Source organism: Dactylosporangium siamense (assembly GCF_016862795.1).
Classification (GTDB): Bacteria; Actinomycetota; Actinomycetes; order Mycobacteriales; family Micromonosporaceae; genus Dactylosporangium; species Dactylosporangium siamense.
Genome location: NZ_BONQ01000166.1, coordinates 11,655 through 29,815, shown reverse-complemented (window position 1 = coordinate 29,815; position 18,161 = coordinate 11,655). Strand labels below are relative to the sequence as shown.

General features: G+C 71.9%; 19 protein-coding genes. 14 read left to right on the top strand and 5 right to left on the bottom strand.

The features are described from left to right. The first annotated feature begins 48 nt into the window (after window positions 1-48). The 3 genes from Dsi01nite_RS49835 to Dsi01nite_RS49825 all read left to right on the top strand — a co-directional run bounded on the left by Dsi01nite_RS49835 (window position 49) and on the right by Dsi01nite_RS49825 (window position 2,210). Window positions 49-1,002 (top strand): hypothetical protein, encoded by a 954-nt coding sequence (locus Dsi01nite_RS49835; protein ID WP_203853526.1) that lies wholly within the window; start codon window positions 49-51, stop codon window positions 1,000-1,002. Window positions 1,003-1,119: 117 nt separating this feature from the next. Then, window positions 1,120-1,761: a nuclear transport factor 2 family protein gene (locus tag Dsi01nite_RS49830; protein ID WP_203853525.1), complete on the top strand. Its 642-nt coding sequence runs from the start codon at window positions 1,120-1,122 to the stop codon at window positions 1,759-1,761. A 74-nt stretch (window positions 1,762-1,835) separates the two neighbouring features. Continuing rightward, on the top strand, window positions 1,836-2,210 hold the full coding sequence (locus tag Dsi01nite_RS49825) for a nuclear transport factor 2 family protein (protein ID WP_203853524.1): 375 nt from the start codon (window positions 1,836-1,838) through the stop codon (window positions 2,208-2,210). A gap of 26 nt (window positions 2,211-2,236) precedes the next feature. Here Dsi01nite_RS49825 and Dsi01nite_RS49820 read toward each other — a convergent pair whose 3' ends face one another. After that, complete coding sequence (locus Dsi01nite_RS49820; RefSeq protein ID WP_203853523.1) at window positions 2,237-2,653, bottom strand: tautomerase family protein; 417 nt, start codon at window positions 2,651-2,653, stop codon at window positions 2,237-2,239. Window positions 2,654-2,731: 78 nt separating this feature from the next. Between Dsi01nite_RS49820 and Dsi01nite_RS49815 the strand changes: the two genes are divergently transcribed. Next, window positions 2,732-3,292: a TetR/AcrR family transcriptional regulator gene (locus Dsi01nite_RS49815; RefSeq protein ID WP_203853522.1), complete on the top strand. Its 561-nt coding sequence runs from the start codon at window positions 2,732-2,734 to the stop codon at window positions 3,290-3,292. A gap of 71 nt (window positions 3,293-3,363) precedes the next feature. Here Dsi01nite_RS49815 and Dsi01nite_RS49810 read toward each other — a convergent pair whose 3' ends face one another. After that, window positions 3,364-3,933, bottom strand: coding sequence for an LPXTG cell wall anchor domain-containing protein (locus tag Dsi01nite_RS49810; RefSeq protein ID WP_203853521.1), 570 nt, complete (start codon window positions 3,931-3,933; stop codon window positions 3,364-3,366). A 312-nt stretch (window positions 3,934-4,245) separates the two neighbouring features. Here Dsi01nite_RS49810 and Dsi01nite_RS49805 point away from each other — a divergent pair, with 312 nt between their 5' ends. Genes Dsi01nite_RS49805 through Dsi01nite_RS49795 form a run of 3 tightly spaced genes read left to right on the top strand, consistent with a single transcriptional unit; the run spans window position 4,246 to window position 8,297 of the window. Then, a complete protein-coding gene (locus Dsi01nite_RS49805) occupies window positions 4,246-5,127 on the top strand; it encodes a CE1 family esterase (protein WP_203853520.1) in 882 nt (293 codons plus the stop codon). Window positions 5,128-5,178: 51 nt separating this feature from the next. Beyond that, window positions 5,179-7,185 carry a helicase-associated domain-containing protein gene (locus Dsi01nite_RS49800; RefSeq protein ID WP_239136967.1) on the top strand — a complete coding sequence of 669 codons (2,007 nt, stop codon included), beginning with the start codon at window positions 5,179-5,181 and terminating at the stop codon, window positions 7,183-7,185. A 26-nt stretch (window positions 7,186-7,211) separates the two neighbouring features. Further along, the gene (locus Dsi01nite_RS49795) at window positions 7,212-8,297 is read left to right on the top strand and encodes a winged helix DNA-binding domain-containing protein (protein ID WP_203853518.1); all 1,086 of its coding nucleotides are present in this window, start codon (window positions 7,212-7,214) and stop codon (window positions 8,295-8,297) included. Here the strand turns inward: Dsi01nite_RS49795 and Dsi01nite_RS49790 are convergent. Next, window positions 8,261-9,172: an N-acetylglucosamine kinase gene (locus Dsi01nite_RS49790; protein ID WP_203853517.1), complete on the bottom strand. Its 912-nt coding sequence runs from the start codon at window positions 9,170-9,172 to the stop codon at window positions 8,261-8,263. The two genes, Dsi01nite_RS49795 and Dsi01nite_RS49790, sit on opposite strands and share 37 nt — an antisense overlap. A gap of 85 nt (window positions 9,173-9,257) precedes the next feature. On the opposite strand from Dsi01nite_RS49790, the gene Dsi01nite_RS49785 reads away from it, so the two are divergent. The 7 genes from Dsi01nite_RS49785 to Dsi01nite_RS49755 all read left to right on the top strand — a co-directional run bounded on the left by Dsi01nite_RS49785 (window position 9,258) and on the right by Dsi01nite_RS49755 (window position 16,705). After that, window positions 9,258-10,184 (top strand): MurR/RpiR family transcriptional regulator, encoded by a 927-nt coding sequence (locus Dsi01nite_RS49785; RefSeq protein WP_373318949.1) that lies wholly within the window; start codon window positions 9,258-9,260, stop codon window positions 10,182-10,184. Window positions 10,185-10,213: 29 nt separating this feature from the next. After that, window positions 10,214-10,936, top strand: coding sequence for a sugar isomerase domain-containing protein (locus tag Dsi01nite_RS49780; protein ID WP_239136963.1), 723 nt, complete (start codon window positions 10,214-10,216; stop codon window positions 10,934-10,936). Window positions 10,937-10,952: 16 nt separating this feature from the next. Next, window positions 10,953-12,371 carry an N-acetylglucosamine/diacetylchitobiose ABC transporter substrate-binding protein gene (gene ngcE, locus Dsi01nite_RS49775; RefSeq protein ID WP_203853516.1) on the top strand — a complete coding sequence of 473 codons (1,419 nt, stop codon included), beginning with the start codon at window positions 10,953-10,955 and terminating at the stop codon, window positions 12,369-12,371. Then, complete coding sequence (locus Dsi01nite_RS49770) at window positions 12,371-13,279, top strand: carbohydrate ABC transporter permease (protein ID WP_203853515.1); 909 nt, start codon at window positions 12,371-12,373, stop codon at window positions 13,277-13,279. The genes ngcE and Dsi01nite_RS49770 overlap by 1 nt, the downstream gene beginning before the upstream one ends. Then, on the top strand, window positions 13,276-14,091 hold the full coding sequence (locus tag Dsi01nite_RS49765; RefSeq protein ID WP_203853514.1) for a carbohydrate ABC transporter permease: 816 nt from the start codon (window positions 13,276-13,278) through the stop codon (window positions 14,089-14,091). Before Dsi01nite_RS49770 ends, Dsi01nite_RS49765 begins: the two co-directional genes overlap by 4 nt. A 39-nt stretch (window positions 14,092-14,130) precedes the next feature. Further along, window positions 14,131-15,342 (top strand): glycosyl hydrolase, encoded by a 1,212-nt coding sequence (locus Dsi01nite_RS49760; RefSeq protein ID WP_203853513.1) that lies wholly within the window; start codon window positions 14,131-14,133, stop codon window positions 15,340-15,342. Between the two features lie 73 nt (window positions 15,343-15,415). Next, window positions 15,416-16,705: a glycosyltransferase gene (locus tag Dsi01nite_RS49755; protein WP_203853512.1), complete on the top strand. Its 1,290-nt coding sequence runs from the start codon at window positions 15,416-15,418 to the stop codon at window positions 16,703-16,705. 34 nt (window positions 16,706-16,739) lie between these two features. On the opposite strand, the gene Dsi01nite_RS49750 is transcribed toward Dsi01nite_RS49755, so the two are convergent. Together Dsi01nite_RS49750 and Dsi01nite_RS49745 are read right to left on the bottom strand one after the other, a co-directional pair. Beyond that, on the bottom strand, window positions 16,740-16,904 hold the full coding sequence (locus tag Dsi01nite_RS49750; protein ID WP_203853511.1) for a hypothetical protein: 165 nt from the start codon (window positions 16,902-16,904) through the stop codon (window positions 16,740-16,742). Further along, a complete protein-coding gene (locus Dsi01nite_RS49745; protein ID WP_203853510.1) occupies window positions 16,901-18,151 on the bottom strand; it encodes an RNA polymerase sigma factor in 1,251 nt (416 codons plus the stop codon). Before Dsi01nite_RS49745 ends, Dsi01nite_RS49750 begins: the two co-directional genes overlap by 4 nt. Window positions 18,152-18,161: the final 10 nt, after the last annotated feature.

Genomic DNA, 18,161 nt, shown 5'->3' with positions numbered 1-18,161 from the left:
CCGGCTGGGTAGTCTCACTGTGACTACTCGGCGGAGGGAGCCCGGCCCATGCGCATCCACGCGCCGATCGGCCAGATGCTCACCGACGGCGAACGGGTCCGCTGCCACCTGTGCGGGCGGTGGTTCCTCTCCGTGGCCAGCCACCTCCGGGTGCACGGCTGGAGCAAGGCCGACTACATCGCCGAGTTCGGCCTGGAGCTGGGCAACCCGCTCAGCGGCCCGGCGACCCGGGAACGCCGCGCCGCGGCCCTGCTCGCCCGCCGGGTCGAACCCGCGATCCGGCACGCGCAGCAGCTGGCCCTCGCCCGGTCCCGCAGCGGCGCCCTCGCCCTGGCCGCGGCGCAGGCCGCCCGGGGCCGCCCACACCCGGCCGAGCGCCGCGCGAAGACTCTCGCCACGCTCGCCGGCATCGATCCGCAGGCCCGCGCGGAGGGCACCCGGCGGCGGGCGCGGCAGCACCGCGAGCGGCTCACCCGCGAGGTCGCGACCCGGTTCGGGTTCACCACCTTCGAGGAGTACCTCGCCGACCGCCTCGGCGCCGGCATGAGCATGGCCGCGATCAGCCGCGAGGCCGGCCTGCACAAGGACTGGGTCTCCCGGCACGCGCCCCCGGCCGTCCCCGTGGTGCGGGGTGGTGCCGACCGGCTCTCACCCGCCGCCCGGCGGCTCGGGTTCGCGGACACCGCGGCGTACCTGACGGCCGCCCACGTCGAGCAGCACCGCAGCGTCGCTTCGATCGCCGCCGAGGCGGGCGTGACCAGGTCGACGGTCCTGGCCGCGCTGCGCCGGCACGGCATCGACGCCGTCCCGCACGCGACGAAGCGGCACCTCGCGGACACCCGCGGGCGGGCGGTGGCCGAGTCCCTGGGGTTCCCGTCGCTGCGGGCCTACATCACCGACCGCCGGGATGCCGGGCTGCCGTGGACCGCCCTCGCCGCGGAGACCGGCCTCCCCGCGACAACATTGCGCCGACATCTTGCCGTAACAGATTCTACATATTGACTGTTGTCGATATTACCTGAGTCTTGAGACGGTTTACTCAACGGGGTTGACGAAAGCCATTCACGTCAACCAGCATCGCAGGCGATCACTTCCCCGATCACTGAAAGGACGAGGTCCTTGACTGAGACCCCGCTCTGGTTGCAAGGCCGCACAGCCGTCGTCGAGGCCGCCGACCCGCAGGAATTCCGGGACGGCACCCCCGACTACCACCTGTCGCACACAGTGATGCCCGAGCAGCGGACCCACCATTTCGCCCCGGACTCCCTCGAGGCCATCGTCGAGCGGATCGTGCAGGTCTTCGAGATGGAGGTCTCGCACAAGAAGGACCCCGCGACCTGGGTCTCGATGGTCACCGAGCACTTCCGGACCAACGTCAACGGCGGCCCGTGGGCAACCGCGCAGGACATCGCCGACATCGGCAGCTACAACATCCTGATCGGTGACAGCGCGTTCTACAAAACCGGCCAGGAATCGTTCGAGTCGTCCCACCACATTTTCCACCAGGCATTTCCGACGGGCTTCTACTGGGAGGTCCTGGAGGTCCTGAGCCCCCCGCCGGTCGTCACGTTCAAGTGGCGCCACTGGGGTGCGTTCACCGGCGAATACCACGGTTTCCAGCCCAACGGCGAGACCATCGAAATGTTCGGTATCAGCGTCGCGAAGGTGAACGACGACCTGAAGCTGCTCGAGGTCGAGCACTACTACGACCCCAACAACTTCCTCGGCAAGCTGACCGGCGGCTGCCCGGTCGCGCACTGACACTCCCCCGTGCCCCGCGGCGGCCGGACGCGTCGAGGCGTGCCCGGCCCCCGCGCGCGGGGATAGCATTGAGAGTGAGCCAACTCTTCGAGCATTACATCCACGCCGGCGCGATGACCCGCAACGCGGACGCCCTGGCCGACCTGTTCACCGACGACGGCATCTACGAGGCCCCGCTCGTCCCGCCCGGCGGCGCCTTCCCCCACCGGCTTGAGGGCCGCGACGCGATCCGCGCCGGCATGGCCGCCTGGTATGCCCTCCCCGTCAAGGACCCCGGCACCGTCGACTTCGGACGGTCGCGCCACGTCCTGCACACCACCACCGATCCGGACGTCTTCATCGCCGAGATCGACGCCGCGTTCACGGACGCGGACACCATGTCGCTGGTCCAGATCTTCCGCGTCCGCGACGGCAGGATCGCCCACCTCCGCGACTACTTCACCCTGTAGCCCCGCAGCCACCGGCCGCGGAGGGGTCAGCGCAGCAGGGCGGCGAACTCCTCGCGGCCGAAGGCGGTGCCGGCGATGCCCCAACCGCCCTCGGCGGCCTCGGTGAGCAGGACCCAGGTGCGGGCGGGCTGGGACGGGTCGGCGCTGACCTCGGCGACGATGCGGGTCGCGTCGGCGACCAGGGCGCGCTGGCCCTCGCGGGTCAGCGCGCCGGGCGGGGTCAGCACCTGGACGCGGACCGTGCGGGCCTCGTCGGTGGCGGCGGTGTGCACCGACGGGGCGGGCATGCGGTGGAGGTACGCCCCGGTGTTGTCCAGGTGGGCGGGGCCCGGCTCGGCGACCCCCTCGGCCCGCAGCAGCGCGGCGGTCAGCTGGGCGGCGAGGGTGCGATCACTGCCGGCAGGGAAGAGGTCGGCGGGGGCGTAGACGTCGATCATGGGCATGGCGAGGCTCCGTCCTGGACTATGCTGGTCGTCATAGAACGTAGATTATGCCGACCGTCATAGTCAAGGGAGTGCGTGATGGCGGGTGACGTCCGTGGGCGGATGGTGGAGGGCGCGGCACTGCTGCTGGCGAAGCAGGGGTTGCAGGCGACCTCGTTCTCGGAGGTGCTGAAGGCGACCGGGGCACCCCGGGGGTCGATCTACCACCACTTCCCGGAGGGCAAGGACCAGCTGGTCGGGTCGGCCCTGGAACTGGTGGCGGGGCGGATGCTCGACGGGCTGGCCCAGCTGGAGGGGCGCGGGGTCGTCGAGGTCACCGAGCACGTCCTGCACCTGTGGCGGACCGTGCTGGAGCGGTCGCGGTTCAGCGCTGGGTGCGCGGTGCTGGCGGTGACGGTCGCGGCGGAGCCCGGGGAACTGCTCACGCACGCCGCGGAGATCTTCCGGGCCTGGCGGTCCCGGCTGGCCGGGCTGTTCGCCGCCGGCGGGCTGGCCGCGGAGCCGGCGGCCCGGTTCGCGGCGACGGTGATCGCGTCGACGGAGGGCGCGGTCGTGATGAGCCGGGCCGAGCAGAGCATGGAGCCGTTCGACCTGGTCGCGGCCGACCTGCTGGACCAGGCCCACCGACTGTCCACATAGGTCCGACAACCCGAAAACCAGCGAGGGGGAGCCCCGAAGGACTCCCCCTCACCGCAGTGGAGACGCCGGAACTACTCGGCGGTGAACGTCACCCGGCGACGGCGGCGCAGGGTGGCGACCAGGGCCACCCCACCGACGACCAGCGCGGCACCGGTGCCGACCAGCGGCATCGTGCTGCTGGAGCCGGTGACGGGCAGGTTCGGCGTGGGCGACGCCGACGGGCTCACCGACTTCGACGGGGACGGCGACGTCGACGCCGACTTCGACGGAGACGGCGAGGGAGACGCGGACGGCGACTGCGACGTCGAGGGCTTCGGGCACGGGCCGTCCAGCTGGATCCAGCCACTGGCACCCGTGGCGCGGAAGTTGTCCGACCACCGAGCCTTGTAGTTCAGCTTCACCGCGGTCGCGGGCCGCTCGACCACGGAGGTGAACGAGATCTTGGTGAGCGGGGTGCCGTCGGGGCGGGCCGCGATCTTGGTCGGGGTCGGCAGCGGGGTCTTCGACAGGCTCTTCGTCGCGTCCTTGTTCGTCTCCAACGTGATGTCACCGAGCGTGACCTCGCCGTTGTAGTCGTTGGTCAACGTCCAGGTGATCTCGTACTTGCCGTCGACGGACACGCACACCGCGGAGCCGGTCACACCCGTTGTGTGAGCACTGGCGGGCGAAGCGAACATAGTCGATAGCCCGACGGCCACGGTCGCGGCAGCGGCACCAACCGCAACCCTCCTGAACAGCATGTTTCCCACAACGACTCCCGCCTCACGAAACTTGACGTCCGACAACATACGGCCGGGCGGGGGGAACGCGACACCCGTTGCGGGGCGGGGATTTTGGGACTCATCCCGATTTGTTCGATTCATCCCGGAAAATGTTGAAGATCGATTTCCACCGTGGTGACGGTAGGCGATCGGGTCAGTGGAAATGTGCTACCACGCTTACGCTGGCGAGGCATGAGACGGGGATCCGCACTGCTCGCGGTCGCGCTGCTCGCGGCCTGCACGTCCGAGCCGAAGCCAGTGCCGCCGGTCGCCTCGCCGGTGACCGCACAGGCCGGCGATCACACCCTGACCGTCACCGTGGGTGACAAGGAGCGCACGTTCCTCCTGCACGTGCCGGCCTCGTACGATCCGGGACGGGCCGCACCGGCGGTCGTCGCGCTGCACCATCGGCCCGGCAGCGGCACCGCGATGCGCGAGCTGACGGGGCTCGACGCCAAGGCCGACGCGGAGGGGTTCCTGGTGGCGTACCCGGAAGGCGTCGGCGGGCAGTTCAACGCGTTCGGCTGCTGCGGCGCCCAGGACGACGTCGGGTTCGTGAAGGCCGTCGCCGGCCGGCTCGTCGAGAGCTGGCACGCCGACCCCCAACGGATCTTCCTCGCCGGGGTCTCCAACGGCGGCGACCTGAGCTTCCGGACCGCGGTCGAGGCCCCCGGCGTGTTCGCCGCGATCGGCGTGGTCAGCGGTGGTTTCGCCGGCGGGCGGACCGAGGCGGCGGACTACCGGCCGAGCTCCCCGGTGTCGGTGGTGACCCTCATCGGCGCCGACGACCCGCAGGCCACGACCTTCCGCACCGGCGTGGACACCTGGCGGGGCCGGCTCGCCTGCTCCAAACCAGCCGAAGCCAGATCCGAAGCACCACCAACGACACCAGCGGGCGTACACCTGACCACCACCCGCTGCCTGGACGGCAGCGACGTGGACGCCTACGTCATCGACGGCGGCGCCCACGCGTGGTTCGGCGCGCCGGCCGGCGAGCTCAAGGACACCGCCGCGAAGATCAAGGCCACCGACGTGCTCTGGTCGTTCTTCGCGGCACACCCGCGTCGGCGCTAACCTTCGCTGATCGACCACCCGCGCGAGGACGAGGACGTCGCCGTGAAGACCATGCTCGACTTCCTGTCAGGGCTGGCGGCATCGCGGCTGGCCGAGCTCGCCGCCGCCCACCGACCCGACGGGCCGGCACCGCACGGTCCGAAGGCACTTGCCGAGCTGCTGCTGGACCCCGGCACGGTGACCGGGACGATCGCCGCGCTGAGCCTGCCGGAGCTGCAGGTCGCCGAGGCCCTGTCGCTGCGCGCGGCCGGGACCCGGCGGACCGACCTGGCGCACCTGCTCGGCGTGGCCGCCGGTGACGCCGACCTGGGCATGGTGCTCGGCCGGCTCGAGTGGCACGCGCTGGCCTGGCCCGACGGCGAGTGGATCCGCACGGCGCCGATCCACGAGGTGATCGTCGGCGGCTACGGGTTCGGCCCGTCGGCCCGCCTCGAGCTCGCCCAGCTGAGCCTCGACCGGCTGCAGCGCATCGCGTACAACCTGGACGCGCCGGTCGGGCGGGACCGCGCGGCGCTGCTCGACGGGGCCTGCGCCGCGCTCGCCGACGCGGCGACGGTCCGGGCGAAGTTCGCCGCCGCGCCCGAGGCCACCAAGGACCTGCTCCTCGCGCTCGCCGAGGGCGACCCGTTCTACTTCGACCCGCGGCAGATGGGCGCCCTGCGCACCAACCGGCCGACGGCACTGCGCTGGGCCGTGGACCACGGCATGGTCATGTGGAACCCGGCCGGCATGGCCGCCGTGCTCCCCAGCGAGGTGGGGGTGGTGCTCCGGCAGGACCAGGAGGACGGGTTCCGCGCCGACTTCGACCCGGCGCCGCCGCTGCAGGTGCCGGTCGAGGTCAGCGTCGAGATGGTGCAGCGGGACGGCGCCGCCGCGATCCGCGCCGCGCTCGCCCACGTCACCGCGCTGCTGGAGGCCTGCGGCCGGGCGCCGGTGCCGATGCTGAAGGACGGCGGGGTCGGCACCCGCGAGCTGCGCCGGCTCGGCAAGGCCATCGGCGGCGACGACCTCGAGATGCGGCTGTGGCTCACCCTCGCGGCCGTCAGCGGCCTGATCGGCATCACGGACAACCGGATTGCGCCGTCGGCGTACTACGACGACTGGCTGAAGCTCGACCCGCCCGCGCAGTACGGCGAGCTGCTCACCGCCTGGCTGATGATGGACGCCGCGCCGCTGGACACCGGCGCCCCCGCGTTGCTTCGGACCGAGCGCGACGAGGCCGTGAGCGTGCTGCGGCGCAGCCTGGTGTCGCTGCTCAACGGCCTGCCCGACGGCTATGCGCTGCCGTCGCTGGACGGGATCAACGAGCTGCAGATGTACCTGCGGCCGCTGCTCACCGGCGCCGACCCCGAGGAGGCCTACCCGACGACCTGCCTGCTGTGGCGGGAGCTGGAGCTGATGGGTCTCGGGGCCCTGCACGCGCCGACGAGCCTGTGCCGGGCCCTCGCCGCGGAGGCCGGGCTGGACGGCACGCCCCACCGCCCCGCGCTGCTCGCCGAGCTGGAGCGGCTGATCCCGGCCGCGCAGCGCACGGTGCTGCTGCAGAGCGACCTGACCGCCGTCGCGACCGGCGCCCCGGCGGCGGCGCTCGCCGAGCTCCTGGACCTGACCGCCGACCGGGAGTCCCGCGGCGGCGGTCACACGTGGCGCTTCTCCGAGTCCTCGGTGCGCCGGGCGTTCGACACCGGCGCCACCGCCGACGCGCTCCTCGCGGCGCTGCGCGAGGCGGCCACCGGCGGTCGCGTCCCGCAGCCGCTGCAGTACCTGGTCACCGACCTGGCCCGGCGGCACGGCGCGGTGCGGGTCCGCCCGGTCGGCTGCGTGCTGCGCAGCGAGGACACGACGCTGCTCGCCGAGCTGACGAGGGTGAAGAGCCTGGCCAAGCTCGGCCTCACCGAGCTCGCCCCGACCGTCTACGCCAGCGCCCTGCCCCCCGAGCAGACCCTGGCCGCGTTGCGGGCGGCCGGCTACGCCCCGGCCGGCGAGCACCCCGACGGCACGATCGCCTTCGATCAGGTCAGGAAGCACCGGGTGCCGACACATCAGGACAGCTCCTGACCGCATCTCGCCGTAGCGTCCCGGGTGTGATCCTCACCAGGCGCCAGCTGAACCGCACCTACCTGCAGCGCCAGCTGCTGACCACCACCGACGCCGAGCCCGACCCGCGCCCGGTCGAGGAGGTCGTCGCGCACCTCGTCGCCGTGCAGGCCCAGGAGGTCGACGCACCCTACGTGGGCCTCTGGACCAGGACCCGCCAGCCCCGGCACGAAAACCTCACCGAGGCGCTCACCGACGGGCGGGTCGTTCGCGGCGGGCTGCTGCGCCGCACCCAGCACCTCACCGCCGGCGCCGACTACCGCTGGCTGAAGCCCCTGCTACGGCAGCGGCTGGGCACCGGCGGGATGTCCCCGTTCGCCGCCGAGTTCGCCGGGCTCGACCCGGCCGACATCGGCGCGGCCGGCCGGGACATCCTGCGCGGGCAGACCATGACCCGCCCGAAGCTGGCCAAGCAGCTCGCCGAGCGGTTCCCGGGCCGCAAGGGCATCGCCCTGGCCTGGGTCGTGCAGCTCCAGGAGAACCTGATCCACCCGCCGCCGTCCGGGGTGTGGCGCCGCCGCGGGCACGTGACCTGCGCGCTCGCCGAGGACTGGCTGGGCGGGCCGCTGGAGGAGCGCCCGGAGGTGTGGACGCTGCTGTCGCGGTACCTCGCCTCGTGCGGCCCGGCGAGCGTCGCGGACCTGCAGAACTGGTCGGGGATGAAACGGCTCCGGGACGACGTCGAGCGGGAGCGGCACCGGCTGCGGGTCTACCGCGACGAGCGCGGGCAGGAGCTGTTCGACCTGCCGGACCTGCCGGTCGGCACCGGCGAGGAGGAGGTGCCGGTGCGCTTCCTGCCGGAGTTCGACAACCTGGTGCTCAGCCACGAGGACCGGACCCGGATCATCAGCGACGAGGACCGGGCGCGGGTGTGCCCGGGCTACTCGATGGTGCACCCGACGTTCCTGGTGGACGGGTTCGTCGCGGGGCTGTGGTCGGTGACCGCCACGGAGCTGACCGTGACACCCTTCCGCCGGCTGTCCGACGCCGACGCGGCGGCGGTGCTGGACGAGGCCGGCCGACTGCGAGCGTTCCTTCAGGTCGACGTGGCCGTCCGGCTGGACCGGCCCTGAAGCGACAGGCCCCGCAGGGCGAGACGAGCGGCGCCGAGGGCCGGGTCGTGGGCCGTGCCGATCTCCCCGCCGCGTGCGCGGAGCGCCTGGAGCACCCCGGCCCGTACCGGCGTGTCGCCGGACAGCAACCCTCCACCCAGTACCACCGCCGCATCGGGAGCGTCGAGAGCGTCGAGGGTCGCGATCAACCGCTCGACACCCGCGCCGACGATCGTGGTCGCGGCCGGATCCCCGGCGGCGGCGAACTCGCAGACGACCGGGGCGAGCGCCGCGAACGAGCCGAGCGGCAGCCGCTGGGCCCAGTGGACCAGGTCGTCGGCGGAGGCGGCACCGGCGTGCAGCGCCACCCGGACGGCAAGACCTGACGAGGACCAGTGCCGGGCGGTGTGCCGGACCGCTTGGAGGCCGAGCCACAGCCCGGAGCCCTCGTCGCCGAGGAGCCAGCCGAGGCCGTCCACCACGCGCTCGATCCGCGGTCCGTCGATGAACGCCGCGACCGCGCCGGTGCCCGCGATGAGCACCCGCCCCGACGTGGCGGTGGTGCCCGCGGCGAACGCGGTCACCACGTCGGCGACGACCTCGACCGGGCAGGTCAGGCCGATGTCCGTCCACTGGTCGGTGAACGCGGTGGCGACGCCGGGGTCCGCGAGGATGCTGACCCCGGCGACTCCCACCACGCCCGCGACGACCCCGCCCGGGTCGTGCGGGCCGAGTGCCTCGCGGACCGCCTTGCCGATCGCCACCGCGGCCGCCGACCCGACAGCGGACGGGTTGCCGGGACCGGCCGTCCCGCGCCCCAGGACCGTCCCGTCCGGCGCGACGACGACCGCTTTGGAGGCCGTCCCGCCGGCATCGACCCCAAGGATGAGCACCATGGCACGATCGAACCATGGAAAATGGTTGTTGACTAGAAGTTGAAGTGGTCGTAATTTTCATCGCCAAGACGCAACGATGAAAAGGATGACCGGAGTGACGGGTGAGAGCGGCGGGCTGCTAGGGCGGCTGCGCATCGAGGGGCCGACCATGCCGGAGGCCCTCGCGAAGATCGCGGAGATGATCCTCAGCGATCCTGAGACGGCGGCGCACGCGAGCATCGTCGACCTCGCCGAGCGGTCCGGCACGTCCACGGCGACCGTGACCCGGTTCAGCCGGACGCTCGGCTTCAAAGGCTACGCCAACCTGCGGGTCGCCATCGCGACCGAGACCGGGCGCGCCGAACAGGCCCGCTGGGAGACCGACATCAGCGGCGACATCGCGCCCGACGACCCCCTGGACGGGGTGCTCGACGTGATCACCGCCGCCGACACCCGGGCGATCCAGGCGACCGCGTCGGGGCTCGACGTCGCGGCGGTCGAACGGGTCGCGGCCGCGATCGCGACCGCCGGCCGCGTCGAGATCTTCGGGCTGGGCAGCAGCGGCACCGCCGGCCGGGAGATGGCGTTCCGGCTCGAGCGCATCCGCGTCCCCGTCTGGTACCGCTCGGACACCCACACCGCACTGACCAACGCGGCGCTGCTCGGCCCCGGCGACGTCGCGATCGGCCTGTCGCACTCCGGCCGGACCCGAGAGGCGATCGAGACCCTCGCCGAGGCCGCCGACCACGGCGCGCTGACGGTGGCGGTGACCTCCTTCGGGCGCTCGCCGCTCGCCGAGGTCGCCGACGTGGTGTTCACGACGTCGGTCCACGAGACCACCTTCCGCGTCGCGGCCCTCTCCGCACTGCACTCGCAACTGCTGGTCCTGGACCTCATCTACGTGGCGGTCGCGCAGCGCACCTATGAGCGGACCGCCGAGGCCCTCGAGCTCACGGTGCGCGCCGTCGACGCGCACCGGGTGCCCGACACGACCAACAACCGCAAGCGACCACGGAGGGAAAAGCCGCTGTGACCAGCATCGGAAGTGGAACCTACGTCGAGGTGATCCGCGCCGCGATCGACCACGTGAGCAGCACCCAGGTCGAGCAGGTGGCGCGGGCCGCCGACCTGATGACCGCCACGCTGCAGGCCGGCGGGGTGATCCAGGCGTTCGGCTGCGGGCACTCCGAGGCCCTCGCGATGGAGATCGCCGGCCGGGCCGGCGGCCTGGTGCCGACCAACCGGATCGCCCTGCGCGACATCGTCCTCTACGGCGGCGACGCCGCCGGCGTCCTCGGCGACCCGCAGCTGGAGCGCACGCCGAGCGTCGCGCACCGGCTCTACGATCTCGCCCCCGTCAAGCCCGACGACACGTTCGTCATCGCCTCCAACTCCGGCGTGAACGGCGCCGTGGTGGAGATGGCGCAGCTCGTCAAGCAGCGCGGGCACGCCCTCATCGCGATCACGTCGCTGGAGCACTCGGCGCGCGTCGACTCGCGGCACGAGAGCGGCATGAAGCTCAGCGACTTCGCCGACGTGGTCCTCGACAACGGGGCCCCCTACGGCGACGCGTCGCTGCCCCTGCCGGGAGGTGGCGCCGTCGGCGCCGTCTCCTCGATCACCGCGGCCCTGCTGGCCCAGCAGATCGTCACCGAAGTGGTGGCGCGCCTGTTGGCACTCGGCGTCACGCCGCCGATCTACCTGTCCGACAACGTTCCAGGCGGGCGGGAGCACAACGCAGCACTCGAAGCGCGGTACGCCGGGCGCATCCGGCGTACCGCTTAGGAGAGAAGGCCCAGTCATGAACCCATCACCCTTCGCCCAACCGTACCCGACCAGACGCACCGTCCTGCGCGCGGCGGTGGCGGCAGGCGCGACGCTGCCGCTGCTCAGCGCCTGTGTGACCGGCGGCAAGGACGACAAGCCGGCGAGCGCGGCCGGCGCGAAGAGCGCCACGAACCCGCTGGGCGTCAAGGAGGACGCGGCCCTGGAGGTCGTCATCTTCAAGGGCGGCTACGGCGACGACTACGCGAAGAAGGCCGAAGGCCTCTACACGCAGAAGTATCCGAAGGCGACGATCGACCACAAGGGCATCCAGAAGGTCGGCGAGGCGCTGCAGCCGCGGTTCGTCGCCAACACCCCGCCGGACGTCGTGGACAACACCGGCGCCGGGCGGCTCGACCTGGCCGCCCTGGTCGGCGCGAAGCAGCTGTCGAGTCTCAGCGAGCTGCTGGACGCACCGTCGTTCGACGACCCGGCGGTCAAGTTCAAGGACACGCTGCTGCCCGGCGTGGTCGAGGACGGCACGTTCGACGGCGCCCCGCTGGTGCTCAACTTCACCTACACCGCGTGGGGCATCTGGTACTCCAAGCCGCTGTTCGCGAGCAAGGGCTGGACGTACCCGAAGACGTGGGACGAGATGATCGCCCTCTGCGCCACCATCAAGGCCGCGGGCATCGCGCCCTGGACGTACCAGGGCAAGTACCCGGAGTACATGAACGACCCGCTGCTGAGCATGGCGGCGAAGACCGGCGGCGCGGACCTCATCAAGGCCGTGGACAACCTGCAGCCCAACGCGTGGAAGGCCGACGGGCTCAAGGCCGCCGCCGAGGCGTTCGCGGAGCTGGCCGCGAAGGGCTACATCATGACCGGCTCGGAGGCGCTGTCGCACACCGAGGCGCAGGCCGCGTGGTGCCAGGGCAAGGCCGCGTTCATCCCCTCCGGTTCCTGGCTGGAGGCCGAGCAGAAGGACGTCGCGCCGAAGGGCTTCGACATGGTGATGGGCGCCGTGCCGGCCCGCACCGGCTCCGACAAGTTCGGCGCCGCCGCGATCCAGGCCGCGAGCAGCGAGTCGTTCATCGTGCCCTCGAAGGCGAAGAACATCGCCGGTGGCCTGGAGTACCTGCGGATCCTGTTCTCCAAGCAGTCGGCGCGCAGCTTCGCCGAGTCCGCCGGGACGCTGCCCGCGATCGCCGGCGCGACCGACGGGCTGACGCTCAGCAGCGGCCTCGGCTCGACCCGCGACGCGGTCAACGCCGCCGGCAAGGAAGCCTTCACCTACCGCTTCCGCACCTGGTACGCGCCCCTCGCCAAGGCCGTGGACGACGCCACCGGCGAGCTGATCAACAAGCGCGCGACGCCCGCGGAGTGGGCCGACCGGATCCAGAAGGCCGCTGACGCGCTCGCGAAGGACAGCTCCGTCAAGAAGTACACCCGCTGATGAAACACGGTCGGCTCCGGTTCCTCATCGGTGCGCTGCTGCCCGCGCTGGTGCTGCACGTCGTCTTCGTGCTGTCACCGTACGGGCAGGCGTTCTACCTGTCGCTCACCGACTGGACCGGCGTGGCCGGCGAGGCGCACTTCGTCGGGGCGGGCAACTACGCCCGCCTCGGCGGCGACTCCCTGTTCCTCGACGCCGTGCGCAACAACGCGGTGATGCTGATCTGCGTGCCGCTGGTGACCATCGCGCTGGGCCTGTTCCTGGCCAGCATGCTGCACCTCGGCGGGCGCAGCGGCCGGTCGTCCATCCGCGGGGCGGGCGCCTACCAGATCGTGTACTTCTTCCCTCAGCTGCTGTCGCTGGTGATCGTCGCGGTGCTGTGGCAGTTCGTCTACAACCCGACCAACGGCCTGCTCAACGGGGCGTTGCGGGCGGTCGGCCTGGACGGCCTCGCCCGCAGCTGGCTGGCCGAGCCGAAGCTGGCCCTGCCGGCGATCATGGCGGTGCTGGTCTGGTCGTCGGTCGGCTTCTACATGGTGCTGTTCAGCGCGGCGATCGACGGGATCCCGAAGGAGCTCTTCGAGGCGGCACTGCTCGACGGCGCCGGCAGCTGGGCCACGTTCCGCAGGGTGACCCTGCCGCTGGTCCGCGACACGGTGCAGGTCTCCTTCGTCTACCTGGGCATCACGGCGCTCGACGGGTTCGCCGTCGTGCAGATCATGACCGTCGGACCCGGCGGACCCGACGGCGCGACCGAGGTCATCGGGCTCTCGCTCTACCGGGCCGCCTTCTTCTACGGCAAGTTCGGCTACGCCTCCGCGATGGGGGTGACGCTGTTCTTCGCCACCCTGACCTTCGCGGTGCTGGCGCTGCGTTCGGGTCGCAAAGAGCGGCTGGAGCTGTCATGAAAAGGGTCCCCATCCACCTGGCGATGCTGGCCTGGGGAGTCGTCACCGCGCTGCCGCTGCTGTGGGCGATCGTCAGCTCCTTCAAGACCGACAACGACATCCTCAACGACCCGTGGTCGCTGCCCACGGAGCCGCGGTGGGGCAACTGGAGCCGCGCCTGGAGCCAGGCGAACATCGGCCGGTACTTTTTCAACAGCCTCATCGTGGTCGGCGGCGGCCTGCTGCTGACGATGCTGCTCGGCTCGATGGTCGCCTACGCCCTGGCCCGGTACGAGTTCCGCGGCAACCGGCTCATCTACTACGTGTTCGTCGCGGCCATGTTCTTCCCGGTGTTCCTGGCCCTCGTGCCGCTGTTCTTCGTCGTGGAGCAGCTCGGCCTGCTCGGCACCTACCAGGGGCTGATCCTGGTCTACGCGGCCTACGCGGTGCCCTTCACCGTCTTCTTCCTGCACGCGTTCTTCAAGACGCTCCCCTCGGAGGTGGCGGAGGCGGCGTTCCTGGACGGCTGCTCGCACGGCACGGTGTTCTTCCGCGTCATGCTGCCCATGGCCCGTCCCGGTCTCGTCGCCGTCGGCATCTTCAACTTCCTCGGGCTCTGGAACCAGTACCTGCTCCCCCTGGTTCTCAACCCCGACCCCGATCGGTATGTCCTGGCGCAGGGTTTGGCCGCCCTGTCGGTCAGTCAGGGGTATCGCAGCGACTGGAGCGGTCTGTTCGCCGGTCTCACCATCGCCATGCTGCCGGTGCTGATCGCCTACGTCGTGTTCCAACGGCACATCCGAGCCGGTATGACCGCCGGCGCGGTCAAGTAAGGTCCATCAACTCCTTTCCCCTCAAGGAGGACTGTGCCCATGTCCATCGGTAAACGTCGATCTTTGGCGGCTGCGGCCGGAGCCGCGCTGCTCGTCGGGGTCGGCGTCGTCGCCGTGACCGCGGCCACCGTCGGCACCGCCAGCGCCGCGGCGAACAACTGCGGGTACCTGTTCGACGACTTCAACTACAGCTCGTCCTCCGATCCCAATCTGACCGGCCACGGGTGGGTGCCGCGTACCTACGCCGGCGGTCCCGGCGTCCCGGGCGCGACATGGTCGGCCAACAGCATCACCTTCCCGACCAACGGCGGTCAGAAGGTGCTGCAGCTGCAGGCGTCGACGGACGGCACCGGCGGCGGCACCAACCAGGCCGAGCTGTACTCGGCGCAGAAGCGGTACTTCGAAGGCACCTACGCAAGCCGGGTCCGCTTCACCGACACGCCCGTCAGCGGCAACGACGGCGACCACATCAACGAGACGTTCTTCACCATCAGCCCGCTCAACGGTGACCTTGACCCCACCTACAGCGAGCTGGACATCTCGGAGTACCTGCCGAACGGCGGCTGGGGCGAGACCGGGCCGATCAACTACCAGACGACCTGGTACACGTACCGCGGCGACCCGTGGTTCGCCGACAACGTGCACTCGGAGCAGCGCTCCAGCCTCGACGGCTGGCACGACCTGGTCGCCACCGTGGCGAACGGGCACGTCATCTACTACATCGACGGCGTGCAGGTCGGCGACCACTCCGGCAAGTTCTACCCGCGCCAGACGATGACGATCAACTGGAACCTCTGGTTCATCGACACCGCGACGCACACCGGCGGCCTGTCGACCTACATCCAGCAGGTCGACTGGGTCCTGTTCGCCAAGAACCAGGCCCTGACCCCGGCGCAGGTGACCGCGCAGGCGGGCGCCTACCGCTCGGCGGGCAACAGCTTCACCGACACGGTCGACTCGGCGGGCCCCTGCGTGACGCCGAGCGGCTCTCCGACGCCGTCGAAGTCGCCCTCGGCGTCGCCGTCGCCGTCCACGTCCACCCCGCCGGCCACCAGCTGCACGGCCGCGCCGGAGTGGTCGATCAGCGCGGTGTACACCACGGGCCAGACGGTGAAGCACGAGAAGAGCAAGTACGGCGACCCCAACGGCCCCGCCTCGGGCCAGGGCAAGCACCTGTGGCGCGCCAAGTGGTGGACGCAGGGCTCCGAACCCGGCTGGACCGCCAACTGGGAGGACCTCGGCCACTGCTGAGGCCGTTTCCTGAGTAGGTAATGCGACAGGGCCGGCACCGAACTGTGGTGCCGGCCTTCTCGTGTTCCCGAGCATGGCCCGTTTCCTGTTCGCGTCCATGCCTTCCGCCGGACACACGAACCCGCTCAAGCCCATCGCCCGCGCGCTCGTCCAGGCGGGGCACGCCGTCGACTGGTACGCCGGACTGCGCCTGCGGGACGGGGTCCTCGCGACCGGCGCCGCGTTCGTGCCGATGCACCCGGAGCTCGACCAGCACGGTGACTCGTTCAACGACGACCACCCCGGCCGCGCCGGCAGGACCGGCCTGGCCGGCATCAGGTGGGACCTCAAGCACCTGTTCCTCGACCCGGTCCCGCGGCAGGTCGCCGAGCTGCACGCGCTCGTCGCCGGGCAGCGGTACGACGCGCTCGTCGCCGACATGGGGTTCGTCGGCGCCGCCGCCTTCCACGAGCTGACCGGCGCGCCCTGGGTCTCGGTCGGGATCAGCCCGCTGCCGATCCCGAGCCGCGACACCGCGCCCTTCGGCACCGCCCTGCCGCCGTCCGCCACGTTCGCCGGCCGGCTGCGCAACCGGGCCCTCTACGCGCTGATGGACCACGTCCTGCTCCGCGACGTGGGCAAGCACTGGGCGGCGATCCGCGCCCGGCTCGAACTGCCGCCGACGGTCGCGTCGCCGCTGTCCAACATCTCGCCGATGCTGCACCTGCAGAACGGGGTCGCCGCCTTCGAGTACCCGCGCTCCGACCTGCCGCCGCAGGTGCGGTTCGTGGGCTCGTTGGACGCCGGACCGGCCGCGGACTTCACGCCGCCGCCGTGGTGGTCCGACGTCACCTCCGGCGGCCGCCCGGTCGTGCACGTCACGCAGGGCACGGTCGCCAACGCCGACCTGTCCGCCCTGGTCACCCGCACGATCCGGGTCCTCGCGGGCGCCGACGTGCTGGTCGTGGCGACCACCGGCGGTGCCGACCCGGCCGTGCTCGGGCCGCTGCCGGCCAACGCGCGGGCCGCCGCCTTCATCCCGCACGGGGCGCTGCTGCCGCACACGAGCGCGATGGTCACCAACGGCGGTTACGGCGGCGTGCAGACCGCGCTCGCGCACGGCGTGCCGCTCGTCGTCGCCGGCGTCACCGAGGACAAGCCGGAGGTCGCGGCCCGGGTCGCGTGGACCGGCGCGGGCCTGCGCCTGCGCTCGGCCGCGCCGGCTGACGAGGACCTCCGCGCGGCGATCGACCGGGTGCTGACCGAGCCGTCGTTCACCGCCGGGGCGGCCCGGCTCCGCGACGCCTACGCCGCCATCGACACCCCGGCCACCCTCCTCGCCCTGGTGGGCGCGGTGGCCGGCAGCGCGGCCGGCCGCACCTGACGCTCCCCGGGTTCGAGGTCGTGCCGGCAGCGCGTCACCCGCCGAGCGCCCACTGGCCGACGCCGTCGTGGTAGGCCGGCTCCTGCGGGCTCGTCACGCCGCCCAGCAAGGCCACCAGCGTCCCTTCGAGGTCGTCGAACGCGTCCTCGTCGACGCGCATGAAGACGGCCATCTCGCCGGCGCCGAAGCAGGGGTTCACAGCGCGGCGGCCCGGTCCAGCAGCATGGTCCGCTCGCGCTCGTTGCGGGTCATCGCCGCGGCCCGCTCGAACTCCGCGCGGGCCTCGTCGTGGCGGCCGAGCTTCAGCAGGAAGTCGGCGCGGACCGTCGGCAGCAGGTGGTAGTTGCGCAGCGACGCGTCGGTGCGCAGCGGGTCGAGCACGGCCAGGCCGGCGGCGGGCCCGTCGGCCATCGCGACGGCGACCGCCCGGTTGAGCTCGACGATCGGGGACGGCGGCAGCTCGGCGTAGAGCGCGGCGATGCGGTGCCAGTCGGTGTCCGCGGCGGTCGCCGCGCGGGCGTGGCAGGCGGCGATCGCGGCCTGCAGCGTGTAGGTGCCGCCGCCGAGCCCGGAGCTGCTGGAAGGGCGTGACAGCTCCTCGGCCTTGTCCAGGGCGGCCAGCCCGCGGCGGATGAGCAGCCGGTCCCACCGGCCGCGGTCCTGTTCCAGCAGGACGATCGGCTCGCCGGCCGGGCCGGTGCGCGCCGCCGAGCGGGACGCCTGGATCTCCATGAGCGCGACGAGGCCGTGCACCTCCGCCTCGGCCGGCATGAGGCCGGCGAGGATCCGGCCGAGGCGCATCGCCTCCTCGCAGAGGGCGGGCCGCATCCAGTCGTCGCCCGCGGTGGCCGAGTATCCCTCGTTGAAGATCAGGTAGATGACCTCGAGCACGGAGGCGAGGCGCTCGGCGCGGGCCACGGCGTCGGGAAGCTCGAACGGCACCTTCGCGTCGGCCAGGGTCTTCTTCGCGCGGCTGATGCGCTGGCCGACGGTCGCGCCCGGCACCAGGAACGCGCGGGCGATCTCGTCGGTGGACAGCCCGCCGAGCACCCGCAGGGTCAGCGCCACCCGGGACTCGGAGGTGAGCACCGGGTGGCAGGCCGTGAAGATGAGCCGGAGCAGGTCGTCCTCGATGGTGTCCTCGCCGACGGCGTCGAACTCCCCGTCGACGGTGTCCGGCTGCAGCAGGTCGGGCATCCGCGCCTCGAACCGCTCCCGGCGCCTGATCTGGTCGATCGCGCGTCGCTTCGCGGTCGTCATCAGCCAGGCGCCGGGGTTGCGCGGCACGCCCTCGGCCGGCCACTGCTCGAGCGCGGCCAGGAGGGCGTCCTGGGCCAGCTCCTCGGCGAGGCCGACGTCACCGACCAGGCGCGCGACCCCGGCGATGACCCTGGCCGCCTCGATCCGCCAGACCGCCTCGATCGCGCTGTGGGTGTCCGTAGTCACGCAGCCAAGG